The sequence below is a fragment of the Protofrankia sp. BMG5.30 genome (genome assembly GCF_001983005.1).
In the GTDB taxonomy this organism is placed as follows: Bacteria; Actinomycetota; Actinomycetes; order Frankiales; family Frankiaceae; genus Protofrankia; species Protofrankia coriariae.
Genome location: NZ_MOME01000017.1, coordinates 60,995 through 79,950 on the forward strand (window position 1 = coordinate 60,995; position 18,956 = coordinate 79,950).

12 protein-coding genes are annotated in these 18,956 nt (G+C 69.2%); 10 read left to right on the forward strand and 2 right to left on the reverse strand.

Annotated elements, in window-relative coordinates; genetic code table 11:
• Positions 1-103 precede the first annotated feature (103 nt).
• The 4 genes from gltB to BL254_RS11265 all read left to right on the forward strand — a co-directional run bounded on the left by gltB (position 104) and on the right by BL254_RS11265 (position 8,440).
• On the forward strand, positions 104-4,675 hold the full coding sequence (gltB, locus tag BL254_RS11250) for a glutamate synthase large subunit (RefSeq protein WP_047221816.1): 4,572 nt from the start codon (positions 104-106) through the stop codon (positions 4,673-4,675).
• Positions 4,676-5,102: 427 nt separating this feature from the next.
• Positions 5,103-6,545 carry a glutamate synthase subunit beta gene (locus BL254_RS11255; protein ID WP_076843264.1) on the forward strand — a complete coding sequence of 481 codons (1,443 nt, stop codon included), beginning with the start codon at positions 5,103-5,105 and terminating at the stop codon, positions 6,543-6,545.
• Between the two features lie 263 nt (positions 6,546-6,808).
• The gene (gene serS, locus BL254_RS11260) at positions 6,809-8,071 is read left to right on the forward strand and encodes a serine--tRNA ligase (RefSeq protein ID WP_076843265.1); all 1,263 of its coding nucleotides are present in this window, start codon (positions 6,809-6,811) and stop codon (positions 8,069-8,071) included.
• A gap of 150 nt (positions 8,072-8,221) precedes the next feature.
• Positions 8,222-8,440 (forward strand): DUF6343 family protein, encoded by a 219-nt coding sequence (locus tag BL254_RS11265; protein WP_076843266.1) that lies wholly within the window; start codon positions 8,222-8,224, stop codon positions 8,438-8,440.
• A 162-nt stretch (positions 8,441-8,602) separates the two neighbouring features.
• Here the strand turns inward: BL254_RS11265 and BL254_RS11270 are convergent, their stop codons facing one another.
• Both BL254_RS11270 and BL254_RS11275 read right to left on the reverse strand, forming a co-directional pair.
• Positions 8,603-9,010 carry a type II toxin-antitoxin system VapC family toxin gene (locus BL254_RS11270; protein ID WP_047221814.1) on the reverse strand — a complete coding sequence of 136 codons (408 nt, stop codon included), beginning with the start codon at positions 9,008-9,010 and terminating at the stop codon, positions 8,603-8,605.
• A complete protein-coding gene (locus BL254_RS11275; RefSeq protein ID WP_254858009.1) occupies positions 9,007-9,309 on the reverse strand; it encodes a type II toxin-antitoxin system Phd/YefM family antitoxin in 303 nt (100 codons plus the stop codon). The genes BL254_RS11270 and BL254_RS11275 overlap by 4 nt, the downstream gene beginning before the upstream one ends.
• A 528-nt stretch (positions 9,310-9,837) precedes the next feature.
• On the opposite strand from BL254_RS11275, the gene BL254_RS11280 reads away from it, so the two are divergent.
• The 6 genes from BL254_RS11280 (at position 9,838) to nifK (ending at position 18,937) form a co-directional block, all read left to right on the forward strand.
• On the forward strand, positions 9,838-11,616 hold the full coding sequence (locus tag BL254_RS11280) for a 2-oxoacid:acceptor oxidoreductase subunit alpha (protein ID WP_371390470.1): 1,779 nt from the start codon (positions 9,838-9,840) through the stop codon (positions 11,614-11,616).
• Complete coding sequence (locus BL254_RS11285) at positions 11,609-12,643, forward strand: 2-oxoacid:ferredoxin oxidoreductase subunit beta (protein ID WP_076843268.1); 1,035 nt, start codon at positions 11,609-11,611, stop codon at positions 12,641-12,643. The genes BL254_RS11280 and BL254_RS11285 overlap by 8 nt, the downstream gene beginning before the upstream one ends.
• Positions 12,644-13,528: 885 nt before the next feature.
• Positions 13,529-14,695 carry a homocitrate synthase gene (nifV, locus tag BL254_RS11290; RefSeq protein WP_052914278.1) on the forward strand — a complete coding sequence of 389 codons (1,167 nt, stop codon included), beginning with the start codon at positions 13,529-13,531 and terminating at the stop codon, positions 14,693-14,695.
• A gap of 251 nt (positions 14,696-14,946) precedes the next feature.
• Positions 14,947-15,819 carry a nitrogenase iron protein gene (gene nifH, locus BL254_RS11295; protein WP_076843269.1) on the forward strand — a complete coding sequence of 291 codons (873 nt, stop codon included), beginning with the start codon at positions 14,947-14,949 and terminating at the stop codon, positions 15,817-15,819.
• A 33-nt stretch (positions 15,820-15,852) separates the two neighbouring features.
• Positions 15,853-17,301, forward strand: a complete 1,449-nt coding sequence (gene nifD, locus BL254_RS11300) for a nitrogenase molybdenum-iron protein alpha chain (protein ID WP_076843270.1) — start codon at positions 15,853-15,855, stop codon at positions 17,299-17,301.
• Between the two features lie 112 nt (positions 17,302-17,413).
• Complete coding sequence (gene nifK, locus BL254_RS11305; RefSeq protein ID WP_076843271.1) at positions 17,414-18,937, forward strand: nitrogenase molybdenum-iron protein subunit beta; 1,524 nt, start codon at positions 17,414-17,416, stop codon at positions 18,935-18,937.
• Positions 18,938-18,956: the final 19 nt, after the last annotated feature.

Genomic DNA, 18,956 nt, shown 5'->3' on the forward strand with positions numbered 1-18,956 from the left:
ACTCGTTAGTGCGCCCGGCCGGGACATTCCMTGTCGCGGCGGCGCGTCCGGACAGCGTCGTCCGCCTCTTGGAGATCCCCTGAAGACGGACAGGACCCGCCGGATGTCGATCGCACAAGGTTTGTACGACCCCACGTTCGAGCACGACGCCTGCGGGGTCGGCTTCGTCGTCGACGTTCGTGGGCGACGCAGTCACGAGCTGGTCGAACAGGGCCTCACCGTGCTACGCAACCTTGACCACCGGGGTGCCTCCGGCTCCGACCCGGACACCGGGGACGGCGCGGGCATCCTGTTGCAGATCCCGGACACGTTCCTGCGCGACGTCGTCGACTTCCCGCTGCCGCCGCCCGGCCAGTACGCGGCGGGGACGGCGTTCCTGCCGCAGATCGCCGGCGACCGGGACGACGCGGTCCGCGCGATCAGCCGGATCGTGCGCGCGGAGGGCCTGCGGGTCCTGGGCTGGCGTGAGGTGCCGGTGGTCAGCCACATGGTCGGCCGGGCCGCCGCCGAGGTCGAACCGTGGATGCGCCAGCTCTTCCTCGGCCTGCCCCCCACGGCCAGCGGCAGCGGCACAACCGGTGTCACAGCTGGTGACGGCGCCGCCGACGGGTCCTCCGACCTGATGGACCTCGAGCGCCGGGCGTTCCGCGTGCGCAAGCGAGCCCGCCTGGAGGCGGGGGTGTACTTCCCCTCCCTGTCCGCGCGCACCATCGTCTACAAGGGGATGCTCACCACCCACCAGCTTTCCGCGTACTTCCCCGATCTTGACGATCCCCGGTTCGCCAGCGCCATCGCTCTGGTGCACAGCCGGTTCTCCACCAACACCTTCCCGAGCTGGCCGCTGGCGCACCCGTACCGGTTCGCGGCCCACAATGGTGAGATCAACACTGTGCGTGGCAACCGCAACTGGATGCAGGCCCGGGAGGCGCTGCTCGCCAGCGACCTGATCCCGGGGGAGCTGAGCCGCCTGTTCCCCATCTGCTCGGACGGCGCCAGCGACTCGGCCAGCTTCGACGAGGTCCTGGAACTGCTCCACCTKGCCGGGCGCAGCCTGCCGCACGCGGTCCTGATGATGATCCCGGAGGCGTGGGAGAACCACGACGAGATGGATCCGGCCCGGCGGGCCTTCTACCAGTTCCACTCGACGCTGATGGAGCCGTGGGACGGCCCGGCGTCGATCGCCTTCACCGACGGTACGGTCATCGGCGCGGTGCTCGATCGCAACGGGCTGCGTCCGTCCCGCTACTGGGTGACCGACGACGGTCTGGTTGTCATGGCCTCCGAGGTCGGCGTCCTCGACATCCCCGCGCACAAGGTGGTGCAGAAGGGCCGGCTGCAGCCGGGGAAGATGTTCCTGATCGACACCGCCGAGGGCCGGATCGTCGACGACGAGGAGATCAAGTCCGAGCTGGCCGCCGCCGCCCCCTACGAGGAGTGGCTGCACGCCGGCCTGATCTCCCTGGACGACCTGCCCGAGCGTGAGCACGTCATCTACGGGCACGAGTCGGTGCGCCGCCGTCAGCAGGTCTTCGGCTACACCGAGGAGGAGTTGCGGGTCATCATCGCGCCGATGGCCCGCACCGGCGCCGAGCCGATCGGGTCGATGGGCACCGACACCCCGATGGCGGTGCTCTCGCAGCGCCCGCGGCTGCTGTTCGACTACTTCACCCAGCTCTTCGCGCAGGTCACCAACCCGCCGCTGGACGCGATCCGGGAGGAGATGGTCACCAGCCTGGCGCGTACGCTCGGCCCGGAGGGCAACCTGCTCGCGCCGTCACCGGCGTCCTGCCGGCTGGTGCACCTGCCGTACCCGGTCATCAGCAACGCCGAACTCGCCAAGATCGTCGGTATCAACGACGACGGTGACATGCCCGGGTTCGCCGCGGTGACCGTCCGTGGTCTCTACGACGTCGACGGCGGCGGGGCGGCGCTCACCGGCCGGCTGCGGGAGATCTGTCGCGGGGTCAGCGAGGCGATCGCCGACGGCGCCCGCATCGTCGTGCTCTCCGACCGAGACTGCGATCGGCACAAGGCCCCGATCCCCTCCCTGCTGCTGACCGCCGCCGTCCACCACCACCTGATCCGGGAGAAGACCCGCACCAAGGTCGGTCTGATCGTCGAGTGCGGCGACGCCCGTGAGGTCCACCACATCGCGCTGCTGCTCGGCTACGGCGCGGCCGCGGTCAACCCGTACCTGGCCTTCGAGTCGATCGACAACATCCTCGACGCCGGCGAGCTGGACGGGATCACCCGGGAGCAGGCCCAGAAGAACCTCATCAAGGCGCTCGGCAAGGGCGTGCTGAAGGTCATGTCCAAGATGGGCGTGTCCACCGTGGCCGGTTACACCGGCGCGCAGCTGTTCGAGGCGATCGGGCTGTCCCAGCAGCTCGTCGAGACCTACTTCACCGGGACGCCGTCCCGGCTCGACGGAGTGGGCATCGACGTCCTCGCGGACGAGGTCGCGGCCCGCCATCACCGGGCGTACGCGGCGCTGCCCAGYGAGCTCGCCCACCGCGACCTCGACGTTGGCGGGGAGTACCAGTGGCGCCGCGAGGGCGAGGTGCACCTGTTCAACCCGGAGACGGTCTTCCTGCTCCAGCACGCCACCCGCAGCCGCCAGTACGAGGTCTTCAAGAAGTACACCGCCACCGTCGACGATCTCTCCCGGCGCAACGCCACCCTGCGCGGCCTGTTCGAGCTGCGCGAGGGGCTGCGCCCGCCGGTGCCGATCGAGCAGGTCGAACCGGTCTCGGAGATCCTCCGACGGTTCGCGACCGGGGCGATGTCCTACGGCTCGATCAGCGCCGAGGCGCACGAGACCCTCGCGATCGCGATGAACCGGATCGGCGGCAAGTCGAACACCGGGGAGGGCGGGGAGGACGCCAGGCGCTACGTCCCCGACGCCAACGGCGACCTGCGCCGCTCGTCGATCAAACAGGTCGCCAGCGGACGGTTCGGGGTGACCAGCGAGTACCTCGCCAACGCCGACGACATCCAGATCAAGATGGCGCAGGGCGCCAAGCCGGGTGAGGGCGGCCAGCTGCCCGCGCACAAGGTCTACCCGTGGATCGCGCGGACCCGGCACTCGACGGCGGGCGTGGGCCTGATCTCCCCGCCGCCGCACCACGACATCTACTCCATCGAGGACCTCGCCCAGCTCATCCACGACCTGAAGAACGCCAACACCCGGGCGCGGGTGCACGTCAAGCTCGTCGCCGAGGTCGGGGTGGGCACGGTCGCCGCCGGGGTGTCCAAGGCCCACGCCGACGTCGTGCTGATCTCCGGGCACGACGGCGGCACCGGCGCGTCCCCGCTGACGTCGCTGAAGCACGCCGGCGCCCCCTGGGAGCTGGGGCTGGCCGAGACCCAGCAGACCCTGCTGCTCAACGGCCTGCGCGACCGGATCGTCGTCCAGGTCGACGGTCAGATGAAGACCGGCCGGGACGTCGTCGTCGCCGCCCTGCTCGGCGCCGAGGAGTTCGGGTTCGCCACCGCCCCGCTGGTGGTGGCCGGCTGCGTGATGATGCGGGTCTGCCACCTCGACACCTGCCCGGTGGGGGTGGCGACCCAGAACCCGGTGCTGCGCGAACGCTTCACCGGCAGGCCCGAGTTCGTCGAGGCGTTCTTCACCTTCATCGCCGAGGAGGTGCGCGAGTACCTCGCGGCGCTGGGCTTCCGCACCCTGCGGGAGGCCGTCGGGCACGTCGAGTTCCTCGACGCCCGGGCCGCCGTCGACCACTGGAAGGCGGCGGGCCTCGACCTCACCCCGTTGCTGCACAGCCCGGAGCGGCCGTTCGGTGGCGCCCTGCACTGCACGACCGCCCAGGACCACGGGCTGGACAAGGCGCTGGACAACTCCCTGATCCAGCTCTGCGAGGACGCTCTTGAGGACGGCCGGCCGGTGTGGCTGGAGATGCCGATCCGCAACGTCAACCGGACGGTCGGCACCATGCTCGGCTACGAGGTGACCAGGCGGTACGGCGCGCGGGGCCTGCCCGACGACACGATCTCGCTGCGGTTCACCGGCTCGGCCGGGCAGAGCTTCGGCGCGTTCGTGCCGCGCGGGGTGACGCTCACCCTCGAGGGCGACACCAACGACTACGCGGGCAAGGGCCTCTCCGGCGGCCGGATCATCGTCTTCCCGCCGAAGGAGGCGCCGCTGCGCGCCGAGGAGAACACCGTCGCGGGCAACGTGCTGCTCTACGGCGCCACCGCCGGCGAGGCGTTCTTCCGCGGCATCGTCGGCGAGCGGTTCTGCGTGCGCAACTCGGGCGCGACCGCCGTCGTCGAGGGCGTCGGCGACCACGGCTGCGAGTACATGACCGGCGGTACCGTCGTCGTGCTCGGGCCCATCGGGCGCAACTTCGCCGCCGGGATGAGCGGCGGCGTCGCCTACCTGTACAGACCGCTGCGGCGGCGGATCAACACCGAGATGGTCGACGTGGAGCCGTTGGACGACGACGACCGCGAGCTGCTGCGCACCCTGATCGCCCGGCACCGGCGGGAGACCGGCTCCACGGTCGCGGCCGGTCTGCTCGGCCGGTGGGAGGACGAGCAGGCCCGGTTCGTCAAGGTGATGCCACGGGATTACAAACGCGTGCTGGCGGCTATGAAGAAGGCGGAGGATGACGGGCTGCCCGCCGATGATCTGATCATGACGGCAGCCCGCGGCTGAGCCCGGTCGGGACGCCGCTCGGCTCATCCGCGGACGGGCGGCGTCGCGGCGGGTGACGCCTGCCGGACGGGGAGGATCCCCGGTGGCACCGTCCACGCGCAGTACGTATCCGACGTATCCGACGTATCCGATGTTCCCGATGTGTCCGACGACATACCCGCACTCTTCTCGGCGGTTGTCCGATGAACCCGGCGCCGTCGACATGTCCGTGAAATCCTTGTAAAACATCCCCGCAAAAGCCTGATGGGACACACACCCGCGAACCGCGTCGAGCATCGCCCCCGCGACGCTGCCCCCGCGACCCGCCCCTCGCGGCCGACGCGTCGGCAGGCGGCGCCCGGCGCGCGGCGCCCCACCACCCGACAGCGTCCCGCCACCCGACAGCACCTGGTCACCCGACAGGACCCCACCACCCGACAGGAGCGGTATGGCTGACCCGACAGGCTTCCTCAGGCACCACCGGGAGCAGCCGAAGCGCCGGCCCGTCGACGTGCGCATCACCGACTGGAAAGAGGTCTACGAGCCGTTCCCGGCCAGCTCCCTGCGGGACCAGGCCACCCGGTGCATGGACTGCGGCATCCCGTTCTGCCACAACGGCTGCCCCCTGGGGAACATCATCCCGGAGTGGAACGACCTGGTGCGCCGCGGCGACTGGCACGACGCGATCGAACGGCTGCACGCCACCAACAACTTCCCGGAGTTCACCGGACGGCTCTGCCCGGCGCCGTGCGAGGCCGCCTGCGTCCTGGGCATCTCCGACGACCCGGTGGCCATCAAGCAGGTCGAGGTGTCGATCATCGACCGGGCGTGGGGCGACGGTGYGGTCCGTCCCGTGCTGCCGTCGACGCGCACCGACCAGCGGGTCGCCGTGGTCGGGTCGGGCCCGGCCGGGCTCGCCGCGGCCCAGCAGCTCACCCGCGCCGGCCACAACGTCGTCGTGTACGAGCGGGCCGACCGCATCGGTGGCCTGCTGCGCTACGGCATCCCCGAATTCAAGATGGAAAAGCACGTCCTGGACCGCCGCCTCGCCCAGATGCGGGCCGAGGGGACGGTGTTCATGGCCTCCTGCGACGTCGGCGTCGACATCACCGGGGACGAGCTGCACGCCTCCTACGACGCGGTCGTGCTCGCCGGCGGGTCGACGGTCGGCCGGGACCTGAACATCCCCGGCCGCGACCTCGACGGCATCCACCTCGCCATGGAGTACCTGGTGCCCTCGAACCGGGTCCAGCAGGGTGACCTCGCCGCGTCCCCGATCAACGCGGCCGGCCGGCGGGTGGTCATCATCGGCGGTGGCGACACCGGCGCGGACTGCCTGGGTACCGCGCTGCGCCAGGGTGCCCGCTCCGTGCACCAGCTTGAGATCATGCCGCGGCCGCCGCGGTCGCGGCCGGCGGCCAACCCGTGGCCGACCTGGCCGGTGGTCTACCGGGTGTCCAGCGCGCACGAGGAGGGCGGCGAGCGCGTCTTCGCCGTCTCCACCGAGCGTTTCTCCGGTGACGCCGCGGGTCGGGTCCGCTCGCTGCGCATGCACGAGGTCCGACTGGTCGACGGTCGTTTCGAGAAGGTGCCCGACACCGACGTCGAGCTGCCCTGCGAGCTGGTGCTGCTGGCGATGGGCTTCACCGGGCCGCAGCGGACGGGCCTGCTCGAACAGCTCGGGGTGGCCCTCGACGCCCGTGGCAACGTCGCCCGGGACGCCGGCTGGGCGAGCTCTGTCCCGGGCGTGTTCGTCGCCGGGGACATGGGCCGCGGCCAGTCGCTGATCGTGTGGGCGATCGCGGAGGGCCGGTCCGCCGCCGCGGCGGTCGACCGCTACCTGCGCGGCAGCACCGACCTCCCCGAACCGGTCACCCCAACCCAGCGATAAGCCCCAAAGGTACCTTCAGGCACAATTTGGGGACACTGCTCTCTGAGTGGTGGATCTGTCGCCGTGTGATCGCCGTTGGCGATCACGCTCCGTGCGGCTCCTGGCGTGAGGTGTCTTCCGGCATGACCGGGGATCCCTGTCCCTGGGCGGGCCACGGCCGGTGCCCTTCGGCCGGTGATCGCCGGTGGGCCTCGGGATGCGCTGTAGGCTTTTCGGCGACGTCCGTAACTGGAGTTCGTAACGGGAGAAGGCACAGGAGCCAGATGCTGGACAGGCGGTTCATCCGGGAGAATCCCGATGTCGTGCGCGAGGCCGCTCGCGTCAAGGGGGTCGACCTCGACGTCGACGGCATCCTGGCTCTCGACCGCAGCGTGCGATCGTTGCAGCACACCCTGGACACGGCGCAGCGTGAGCGCCGTGAGCTCGCGGGTTCGTTCAAGAGCGCCGACGCGGCCGGCCGCGAGCGGCTGCGGGAGCGCTCCGCCGCCCTCGACGTCCAACTGCGCGAAACCCGTGACGAGCTGGAGACCGCCAGCGAACGGCTGCGGGACCTGCTGCTGCGCACCCCGAACATCCCGTGGGACGGCGCCCCGGTCGGCCCGGACGAGTCCGCGAACACCGTCATCCGGGTCTGGGGGGAGCGGCCTGCGTTCGACTTCACCCCGCTCGACCATGTCGAACTGGCCGAGAAGCGCGGCTGGGCGGAGTTCGAACGGGCCCGCAACGTCTCGGGGGAGCGCGCCTACGCGCTGGCCGGGCCGCTCGTGCTGCTGGAGCGGGCGGTCCACTCCTACGCGCTGGACCTGCTCGCGCACAGGGACTTCCGGCTGGTCTCGGCGCCGTCGCTGGTGAAACGGGAGGCGCTGGTCGGCACCGGCTTCCTGCCCGGGCACGGTGAGGAGATCTACGAGCTGCCCGCCGACGAGCTGTTCCTCGCCGGCACCGCCGAGGTCGCGCTGGTCGGCCTGCACGCCGGCGAGATGCTCCCCCTGCGTGACCTGCCGCTGMGCTACGCCGGGATCTCGCCGTGCTTCCGCCGCGAGGTCGGCAGCGCCGGGCGGGACGTGCGCGGGCTGCTGCGGGTCCACCAGTTCGAGAAGGTCGAGCAGTTCGTCATCTGCGAGGCCGACGAGAAGCAGTCGGCCCACTGGCACGCCGAGCTGTTGGACACGGCCGAGACCGTCCTGCAGTCCCTGGGGCTGGCCTACGAGGTGGTGGAGTGCGCCACCGGCGACATGGGCCTGGGCAAGTTCCGGATGAACGACATCAACACCTGGTTCCCGTCGCTGGAGCGCTACCGGGAGACCCACAGCTGCTCGACGCTGCACGACTGGCAGGCGCGGCGGGCGAACATCCGCTACAAGGACGCCGAGGGGCGTGTCCGTTTCGCCCACACCCTGAACAACACGGCGGTGGCCACCCCGCGGCTGCTGGCCGCCATCCTGGAGAACTTCCAGACGGCGGAGCACCATGTCCGCATCCCCAAGGTCCTGCGCCCCTACCTCGGCGACCGCGAACTGCTCTAGCCAGGCCGGCCGGGCCCAGCCGGACAGATTCGCGGGGAAGGCGTACCGTCCCCGCCAGAACTGGCACGGCCAGGCACGTTCAGGTCTGATCGTTGTGGGCACATCACCACACGTGAACGACGGAGAGGCCGGGGTGGCGGGCGGGTCGGGATGAACGGCGGTCCGGGTGGGTATCCTCCCGCCCGCAGCGCGCTGGGCCTGCGTTTCGCCCTCGCCCTGTTTGGGCTGCTGTTCRCCACGGCCATGTGCGCCTACTTCGCGGTCCGGGACCAGCCAGCGCTCGCCGTGCTGCTCGGCCTGGTCGCCCTGACCGCCGTGGTCGACCTGTTCGTCATCGTCCGCCGCGTCCGCCGCGAACACCGCTGGTGACACCCGCCGCCGTCTTCAGTCTCCCTCCAACCCCGAGCTGTAGGTGGAAACCGTCACCAGAGCAACCAGAACCACCTACGTCAGCGGAACGCGTAGGTAGAAAAGGCTGTCGGGACGACCGAAACCACCTACGCCTTCAGGCGTACCGGGGTTGCCGAGCCTTCAGACACCGGGGCTGGCGGTGGGAAGTCCGGCCCTGGCCGCGATCGCGAGCAGGCGTTTGTCATAGGTGACGAACGCCTCCAGCCTGGCGCCGGGTTGGTCGGTCAGCACCGTGGCGGTGGCGAGGTGAACGGCGTCCAGGGAGCGGAGCTGTGGGTCATCGTAGGCGGCCGCGACGGCTCGGACCGTGGCGTTGATCTCCAGCCGGTACAGCCGGGCAAGGGTGACCGGCAGCCTGCCCAGAGCCTGCGGGACGCAGCGGCGCAGCGCGCGGGACGCCTCGACTTCGACCAGGACCGACGACACCAGCGGTAGGGCACGGTAGGCGTCCAGCCAGTCCAGCAGGTCAACGGTGCAGGGCTCCGCGCGGACCAGCTTGACCACGGCGGCAGAGTCGAGATAGATCACCAGTTTTCGTCCTCGCGGGCCGCGGCCAGCTCCGCGGCGGTGTCCACGGCCGGGTCGCCCAGTACGGGTGGCATGGAGAGTGGTTCGCCTACCTGGACCGAGGGCGCAGTAGCCTGGCCCTCGGCGACAAGGCGCTCCAGTACCGACAACTCACGTTCGACGGGGACGAGGCGTGCGACCGGATGGCCGCGATCGGTCACCTCCACTGTCTCGCCGCGGCGTACCCGTTCGATCACCTGACTGGTGTTCTGGTTCAGCTCGCGTACTCCTACCTGCCGCATGGGTCCAGTGTAGAACATGCCGTTCTACGCTATGGCTCTACAGGGGGTAGCGCTGGGGTGGGCCGGTTGTGGGGTAGCCGCGTGGAAGATGCGGGAAACCGCCGCGGGACGAACCGGCCCGGGCAGATAGGCCGGTTGCCGGGATGAGGTGAACCTTCGCCGTGAAGGAACAGACCGCCTGTCCCCTGTGCCGGGGAAACGTATTTCGGTCATTACTTCCCGAAAGTCCCGGGCCGGTGGTCGTGGGCGGGGGCCACGATTGTTTTTCCGCACGTCCGCCCATATATTTGACGGCGTTGTTGTCGAAATACCGTGACCGAGGCCGCGCTGATCGCGAGACGGCGATTTGACACCGCGAAACACGTTGGAAGCAATGCCTCCGTATAAGAAGGACGGGCGGGCCTGACGGCCTACTCTACCCACGGTCGGACCGTGGGTAAGCCCCTCGCCGACCGTCGGTCATTGAGGAGGTCCACGTACGTGGCCAAGCAAATCCAGCATCTGGACCGGGTGGCAATCCGGTTCGCCGGTGACTCCGGCGACGGCATGCAGCTCACCGGCGACCGTTTCGCCTCCGAGACCGCCATCCTGGGGAACGACCTGTCCACCCTTCCCAACTACCCCGCCGAGATCAGGGCACCATCGGGCTCGCTGCACGGTGTGTCCAGTTTCCAGGTACATTTCGCCGCCCACGACGTCCTCACTCCCGGGGACTCGCCGGACGTCCTGGTGGCGATGAACCCGGCCGCGCTGCGCGCCAATCTCGCCGACCTGCCGCCCAATGCGGAGATCATCGTCAACACCGACGAGTTCACCACCCGCAACCTGGAGAAGGTCGGTTATACAAGCAACCCGCTGGAGAACGACTCGCTCGACGGGTTCACCGTCCACCGGGTGCCGCTGACGTCGGCGACGATCGCCGCCCTCGCCGACTTCGAGGTCTCCAAGAAGGACGCCGAGCGGGCGAAGAACATGTTCGCGCTCGGCCTGCTGTCCTGGATGTACAGCCGGCCCACCGAGGGCACGGTGGAGTTCCTCAGGCAGAAGTTCGCCAAGAAGCCGAAGATCGCCGCCGCGAACGTGGCCGCCTTCCAGGCCGGCTGGAACTACGGCGAGACCACCGAGGACTTCGCCGTCCGCTACGAGGTCAAGCCCGCGAACCTGCTGCCCGGCACCTACCGCAGTGTCAACGGCAACTCCGCGCTCGCCTACGGCCTGGTCGCCGCCGGCCTGCGTGCCCATCTGCCGGTCTTCCTCGGCGCCTACCCGATCACCCCGGCCTCGGAGATCCTGCACGAGCTGTCCGCGTACAAGCGCTACGGCGTGACCACCTTCCAGGCCGAGGACGAGATCGCCGCGGTGGGCTCGGCGCTCGGTGYCTCCTACGGCGGCGCGCTCGGCGTCACCTCGACGTCCGGCCCGGGGCTCGCGCTGAAGACCGAGACCCTCGGGCTCGCGGTGATGCTGGAGCTGCCGCTGGTCATCGTGGACGTGCAGCGCGCCGGCCCGTCGACCGGCCTGCCGACCAAGACCGAGCAGTCCGACCTGAACATCGCCCTGTTCGGCCGGCACGGTGAGGCGCCGCTGGCGGTGATCGCGGCCCGCTCACCGGCGGACTGTTTCTACGCGGCGCTGGAGGCGGCGCGTATCGCGCTGACCTACCGGATGCCGGTCATCCTGCTCTCGGACGGCTACCTGGCCAACGGCTCCGAGCCGTGGCTGCTGCCGGACCCGGCGGACCTGCCCGACCTGCGGGTGGAGTTCGCCACCGAGCCCAACGGGCCGGACGGTAAGTTCCTGCCCTACCTGCACGACCCGCACACGCTGGCCCGCCCGTGGGCGGTGCCGGGCACGCCCGGCCTGGAGCACCGCGTCGGCGGTCTGGAGAAGGCCAACAACACCGGCGCGGTCTCCTACGTCCCGGCCGACCACGACCTGATGATGCGGCTGCGCGCCGCTCGGGTCGAGGCCATCGACGTGCCCGACCTGGAGGTCGAGGACCCCACCGGGGACGCCCGGGTGCTGGTGCTCGGCTGGGGCTCCACCTACGGGCCGATCGGCGCGGCCTGTCGCAAGCTGCGGGAACGCGGGGTGTCCATCGCCCAGGCGCACCTGCGGCACATCTCGCCGCTGCCGCGCAACGTCGGCACGGTGCTCGCCGGCTACGACCGCGTCATCATCCCGGAGATGAACCTCGGGCAGCTCGCCCACGTGATACGCGACCGCTACCTGGTCGACGCCGTGTCCTACAACAAGGTCAACGGCCAGCCGTTCACCTCGGCGGAGCTGGAGACGGTCCTGGAGGAGGTCGTGCGCAATGACTGAGGTCCCACTCAAGCTCACCGCCAAGGACTTCCGGTCGGACCAGGAGGTCCGCTGGTGCCCGGGATGCGGTGACTTCGCGATCCTGTCGGCGATCCAGTCGTTCATGCCGGAGCTGGGCATCCCCCGGGAGCGGATCACCTTCGTCTCCGGGATCGGGTGTTCCTCCCGTTTCCCGTACTACCTCAACACCTACGGGATGCACTCGATCCACGGCCGGGCGCCGGCGATCGCCACCGGTCTCGCGGTCAGCCGCCCGGACCTGTCGGTGTGGGTGGTCAGCGGTGACGGCGACGCGCTGTCCATCGGCGGTAACCACCTGATCCACGCGCTGCGCCGCAACGTCAACATCAAGATCCTGATGTTCAACAACCGGATCTACGGGCTGACCAAGGGCCAGTGCTCGCCGACCTCGGAGTTCGGCAAGGTCACCAAGTCGACGCCGGTCGGCTCCCGGGACACCCCGTTCAACCCGATCGCGGTGGCGCTCGGCTCCGAGGCGTCGTTCGTGGCTCGCACGATCGACTCCGACCGCAAGCACCTGCACTCGGTGCTGCGGGCCGCCGCCGCGCACCAGGGCAGCGCGTTCATCGAGATCTACCAGAACTGCGCCATCTTCAACGACGGCGCGTTCGACGTGCTGAAGGATCCCGCCAGCCGCGACTCGGTCCTCATCCGCCTCGAGCACGGCAAGCCGATCACCTTCGGCGCCACGGGGGAGAAGTGCGTGGTGCGCGAGCCGCGCGGCTTCGGCCTGGAGGTCGCCGACACCGCCAGCGTCCCGCGCAGCGAGATCATCGTGCACGACGAGGCGGTGCCCGGGCCGGCCTACGCGTTCACCCTGTCCCGGCTGTCCGACCAGGATCTCAGCAACACCCCGATCGGGGTGTTCCGTCGGGTGGCCCGGCCCACCTACGAGTCGATGGTCCAGGAGCAGAACACCGCCGCCCGCACGAGCGCCACGGACAGCACGCCCGACGACCTGCTCGCCGAGCTGCTGCACACGGGCAACACCTGGACGATCCGCTGAGCTCCTGATCCGCCGGGCCGTCGATCCACCGCCGCGCCGATCAGCCGTTTCGCCGGTCCGGCACCTGACCGATTCGGTGATCTGGTGATTCGGTGATCGGCCGGGCCCCCGGCTCACCGGCGCGCCGACCGGCCGAGCCGTCCAGCCATGTGATTTCCGGCGGACGGTGCTCACGGACATGTTCCGGTTTCCGCCCCACCGGCGTTCCCCGGTCGCCCGCGTCCAACGGACGCGGCGACCGGGGAACGCCTTTGTCGTTTCCGGCCTGTTCGCGGCGGGCCGTCCGTGTCCGGACCGTTCGCGCGGGCGGGGCCGCCCACCGTTGGCGGACGGCTTCGCACGTTCTTCCCGGCCAGCGCTGCCAGGCCGTGCCACAACGGTCGCCCGGACCCACGGGCCGGAATTTTCAGGCCATCCGAACAATGCGCCGGGTAATAGGTCACCGGCGTCGGAACGTTCGTCCCAGAAGTCGCCGGACGCCGTATTCGGCAACGGATCCGGGCTGTAAAGAACTGGTACGGCACGTTGTCGGAGTCGATCGCCGAAAATTGCTGACGGGCAGGCTGCCGACTGCCCGGAACCCAGGTGGTGACCAGCGTCCACACCATTGGTCCCAGGCCTTTCGGCCACCTGGCCCAGGCTTCTTCTGCTATTCGTCCCGGAATCGCGGATCGGGGGCAGAAGTAACTGGGAAGATACGGCGCTTAAAGCGCCCGAAACAACGGTCAGCGACATTTCTAATCGCGACACCTCAACGGTGAGGATCGCGGGACCGCCCACCGGCGGATCGCGGATCGCGGGTCCGGCATCAGGTAACTGGCCGGCACCGGCTCGGCACAGCGCCATCTTCCCTGTTCGGYGCGACTGACGGAGGGCACGCATGATGTGGAGCACGACATCGTGATCGGGTTCTGTGACACCACGCTGCGCGACGGTGAGCAGGCCCCGGGCGTCGCCTTCACCGCCGAGGAGAAGCTCGCCATCGCGTCCGCTCTCGATCGGGTGGGAGTACAGCAGATCGAGGCGGGCGTGCCGGCCATGGGGCCGTCCGAACGCGAGATCATCCGCCGTGTCGCGGCGGCGGGTCTGCGGGCGGAGGTCATCGCCTGGTGCCGGGCCGTGCGGTCCGACGTCGACGCGGCGGCGGCCTGCGGGGTGCGGCGGGTCCACGTCAGCATTCCCGTGTCCGACCTRCACCTGCAGTACAAGCTCGGCCGTGACCGGGCGTGGGCGCGCAGCCGGATCCTCGACTGTGTCGCGCACGCCCTCGACCGTGGACTGGTGGTCGGGGTCGGGTTCGAGGACGCCTCGCGGGCGGACGACGGCTTCGTCGCCGACCTCGCAGGCGAACTGTCCCGGGCCGGTGTCGACCGTCTGCGCTGGGCCGACACCGTCGGGATCCTCGAGCCCGCCGGGGCGTACGAACGGCTGTCCGCCCTGGTGGTAGCCGCCTCGGCCGCTCCGGCCGTCTGGGAGATCCACGCCCATGACGACTTCGGGCTGGCCACCGCCAACACGCTCGCGGCGGTCAGCGCCGGTTTCGGGTTCGTCAGCACGACGGTCGCCGGGCTCGGGGAACGGGCCGGCAACGCCGCCTTCGAGGAGGTGGCGATGGCGCTGCGTCATCTTCTCGGGTACCGGATCGATCTGGACACCACGGCGTTGCGCGCGCTGGCCGAACTGGTCTCGGGCGCGGCGCGGCGGCCGGTACCCACCGGGAAGGCGATCGTCGGGGAGTCGGCGTTCGTCCACGAGTCGGGTATTCACGTGGACGGCGTGCTGAAGGCTCCGAGGATCTACGAGCCCTTCGACCCCGCGGAGGTCGGCGCGCGGCGCCGGCTGATCGTGGGCAAGCACGCGGGACGGGCGTCGCTGCGCCACGCCCTGCGTGAGTATGGGATCGACGCCGACGAGGGCGTTCTCGGATCCGTCCTGGACGGTCTGCGATCGCACGTCGCGACGCTCAAGCGGCCGCTGTGCTCCGGTGAGGTCCGCGACCTCTACGAGCTCACGGCGGCCAGCCTGGCCACCGGCGCCGGCGCCGGTTCCTGAACGAATACGGCACGGAACAGTGCACGAAATACAGCACGAAATACCGCACAAAATGCAGCACGAAAACGGCATGAGAAGCACGACGGCGGTATCGCGGCGCGGGACCTGTTCCCGCGGGCAGCGGCATCGCCGCAGGCACCAGACAGGCGCCAGGACATGTACCGGTTCCCGGGCGCGGAGCGCTTCGGCGAACCAGCACCGGTTCTTCCACAGTGACGCACGCTCAAGCGTGCGGTGAGGAGCACACACCCATGAGRCAGCTCGCGTTCTACGGCAAGGGTGGTATTGGTAAGTCCACCACTCAGCAGAACACGATGGCCGCACTGGCTGAGCGGGGCAACCGGGTCATGATCGTCGGTTGTGACCCGAAGGCGGACTCGACCCGTCTGATCCTGCACTCCAAGGCTCAGCACACCGTCATCGAGAAGGCCGCGGAGAAGGGCTCGGTGGAGGACCTCGAGCTCGACGAGGTCCTGCTCGAGGGCGCGTGGAACATCCGGTGTGTCGAGTCGGGTGGCCCGGAGCCGGGTGTCGGCTGCGCCGGCCGAGGCGTCATCACCGCCATCACCTTCCTGGAGGAGAACGGCGCCTACGAGGACCTCGACTTCGTCACCTACGACGTCCTCGGTGACGTCGTCTGCGGTGGGTTCGCCATGCCGATCCGCCAGGGCAAGGCCCAGGAGATCTACATCGTCACCTCCGGTGAGATGATGRCCATGTACGCGGCGAACAACATCGCCCGAGGCATCCTCAAGTACGCCCACACCGGTGGCGTCCGCCTCGGTGGGCTGATCTGCAACAGCCGCAAGACCGACCGTGAGGACGAGCTGATCACCGAGCTCGCCCGGCGGCTGAACACCCAGATGATCCACTTCGTCCCGCGTGACAACATCGTCCAGCACGCCGAGCTGCGCCGGATGACGGTCATCGAGTACTCGCCCGAGGCCGACCAGGCCAACGAGTACCGCGAGCTCGCGCGCAAGATCGAAGAGAACGACATGAAGACCATCCCCACCCCGATCAGCATGGACGAGCTCGAGGAGCTCCTGATCGACTTCGGGATCATGGAGCAGGAGGACGAGTCGATCGTCGGTCAGAAGGCCGCCTCCGCCGTCGGCGCCTGACCGCTCGTCCCCGCACACCCAGAAAGGTCTGTCATGACTCCGCCCGTGACGTCTGCCGAGACGCAGGCGATGATCGACGACGTCCTCTCGGCCTACCCGCCCAAGGTCGAGAAGGACCGCCAGAAGCACGTCAAGCCCAACGACCCGGGCGGGGCGAAGGAATGCGAGGTCAAGAGCAACGTCAAGTCCCGCCCCGGGATCATGACGCTGCGTGGCTGCGCCTACGCCGGTTCCAAGGGTGTGGTGTGGGGTCCCATCAAGGACCTCATCTCCATCAGCCACGGCCCGGTCGGCTGCGGCCAGTACACCTGGGGCACCCGGCGCAACTACGCCAACGGGCAGCTCGGCGTCGACAACTTCACCGTCATGCAGATCACCAGCGACTTCCAGGAGAAGGACATCGTCTTCGGTGGCGACAAGAAGCTCGCCGCCATCCTGGACGAGCTGGTGGATCTCTTCCCGCTGGCCAAGGGCGTCTCCATCCAGTCCGAGTGCCCGATCGGCCTGATCGGTGACGACATCGACGCGGTCGCCACCGCCGCGACGAAGCGGCTGGACCTGCCGGTCGTCCCGGTCAAGTGCGAGGGCTTCCGCGGGATCAGCCAGTCGCTGGGCCACCACATCGCCAACGACGCGATCCGTGACCACATGCTGGGCACCCGGGAGATCGCCGAGCAGACCCCGTACGACATCACGCTGCTCGGTGACTACAACATCGGCGGTGACGCCTGGGCCTCCCGGAAGATCCTCGAGGACATGGGCCTGCGGGTCATCGCCCAGTGGTCCGGCGACGGCACCGTCAACGAGATGGCCACCGCCCACCTGGCCAAGCTCAACGTGCTGCACTGCTACCGCTCCATGAACTACATCGCCACCACGATGGAGGAGCGCTACGGCACCCCGTGGACCGAGTTCAACTTCTTCGGCCCCACGAAGATCGTCGAGTCGATGCGGAAGATCGCCGAGTTCTTCGACGACACCATCAAGGAGAAGACCGAGGCCGCCATCGCGCGGTACCAGCCCTTCTTCGACAAGGTGCGGGAGACCTACCGGCACCGGCTCGAGGGCAAGACCGTCATGCTCGCCGTCGGCGGCCTGCGCCCGCGCCACACCGTCGGCGCCTACGAGGACCTCGGCATGGAGGTCATCGGGACCGGCTACGAGTTCGCCCACAAGGACGACTACTCCCGTAGCTACCCCGAGCTCAAGCAGGGCATCGTGGTCTACGACGACCCGACCGCCTACGAGATGGAGGAGTTCACCCGCCGTCTCAAGCCGGACCTGGTCGGCGCCGGCATCAAGGAGAAGTACGTCTCGCACAAGATGCGGACGCCGTTCCGTCAGATGCACTCCTGGGACTACTCCGGTCCGTACCACGGTGTCGAGGGCTTCGCGATTTTCGCCCGGGACATGGACAGCGCCGTCAACAACCCGTCATGGGACCTGTTCGACGCGCCGTGGGTGAATTCCAAGAAGAGCTGATTTCCCGCGGAAGACRTGTCTTTCGCCCGTGGCTTCCCGCGAAAGGCACGTCTTCCGCTCGTAATTCCCCGCGGAAGACGTGTTCTTTCGCCCGTGAACCGGAGGATCGCTGGTGTCCACCAACCCAGACGCACTTGTGGTGCGAGACCACAACACACTGTTCAAGGGCCCTGAGTACCAGGAGCAGCGCGAGCGCAAGAAGCAGTTCGAGGCCGGGTCCTCGCCGGCGGAGGTCGACCGGGTCGCCGAATGGACCCGGTCGTGGGAGTACCGGGAGAAGAACTTCGCCCGGCAGAATCTCACGGTCAACCCGCTGAAGGCGTGCCAGCCGCTGGGCGCCGTGCTCGCGGCCCTCGGCTTCGCCGGGACCCTGCCGCTGGTGCACGGCTCGCAGGGGTGCACCTCGTACTTCCGCGGCCACCTCTCGCGGCACTTCAAGGAGCCGGTGCCGACGGTGTCCTCGTCGATGACCGAGGACTCGGCGGTCTTCGGCGGCCTGAACAACCTCATCGAGGCCCTCGGTACCGCCGTGCACGTGTACAAGCCGGACATGGTGGCGGTGTCGACCACCTGTATGGCCGAGGTGATCGGCGACGACCTGCAGAACTTCATCGCCAACGCCCGTACCAAGGGCGCGATCTCCGAGACCATCCCGGTCCCGTACGCCCACACCCCGAGCTTCGTCGGCTCGCACGTGCTGGGCTACGACAACATGCTGCGCGGCATCCTGTCGTACCTGACCGAGGGCAAGAAGAGCGCGTCCAACGGCACGGTCAACATCGTGCCGGGCTTCGACCCCTACGTCGGCAACATCCGGGAGCTCAAGCGGCTGTTGACCCTGCTGGGCGTCAAGCACGTCGTGCTCGGCGACCACAGCGACAGCCTCGACTCCCCGGCGACCGGCGAGTACCACATGTATCCGGGCGGGACCCCGCTCGCCGTCGCCGCCGACTCGATCAACGCCATCGCCACCGTCTTCCTGCAGTCCTTCGGCTCCAAGCGGACCAGGGAGATCGTGGGCGGGTGGGCCGGCGAGACGGTGACGGTCAACGCGCCGATCGGCATCGGCAACACCGACGCCTTCATCACCGAGATCGCCCGGGTGGCCGGGGTCAAGGTGCCGGACGAGATCACCGCGGAGCGCGGCCGGCTGCTCGACGCGCTGACCGACTCGCACGCCTACCTGCACGGCAAGCGGGTCGCGATCGCCGGCGACCCCGACTTCGTCAACGGGATGCTCGGCTTCCTGCTGGAGCTGGGTATGGAGCCGGTCCACGTGCTGGCCACCAACGGTGACGAGACCTGGGCCAACCAGGCCCGGGAGATCCTCGCCGCCAGCCCGTTCGGCCGGCAGGCGACCGTCTGGCCGGGCAAGGACGGCTGGCACCTGCGGTCGCTCGTGCACACCGAGCCGGTCGACCTCATCGTCGGCTCGACCCATCTCAAGCACCTCGCCCGCGAGGCGAACGTGCCGCTGTTCCGGGCCGGTTTCCCGATCTTCGACYGGCACCACCTGCACCGCTTCCCGATCTACGGCTACGAGGGTGGCCTGGCGCTGCTGACCCAGCTGGTCAACCTGTTCCTCGACGAGCTGGACCGCAACGCGCCCGACCACAGCTTCGACATCGTCCGCTGACCGGCAGCGCACGCTGACC

Coding starts and splice junctions, on each gene's coding strand:
- nifD (WP_076843270.1), top strand. CDS start 15,853: ATGACTCCGCCCGTGACGTCTGCCGAGACGCAGGCGATGATCGACGAC.
- BL254_RS11285 (WP_076843268.1), top strand. CDS start 11,609: ATGACTGAGGTCCCACTCAAGCTCACCGCCAAGGACTTCCGGTCGGAC.
- BL254_RS11275 (WP_254858009.1), bottom strand. CDS start 9,309: ATGTTCTACACTGGACCCATGCGGCAGGTAGGAGTACGCGAGCTGAAC.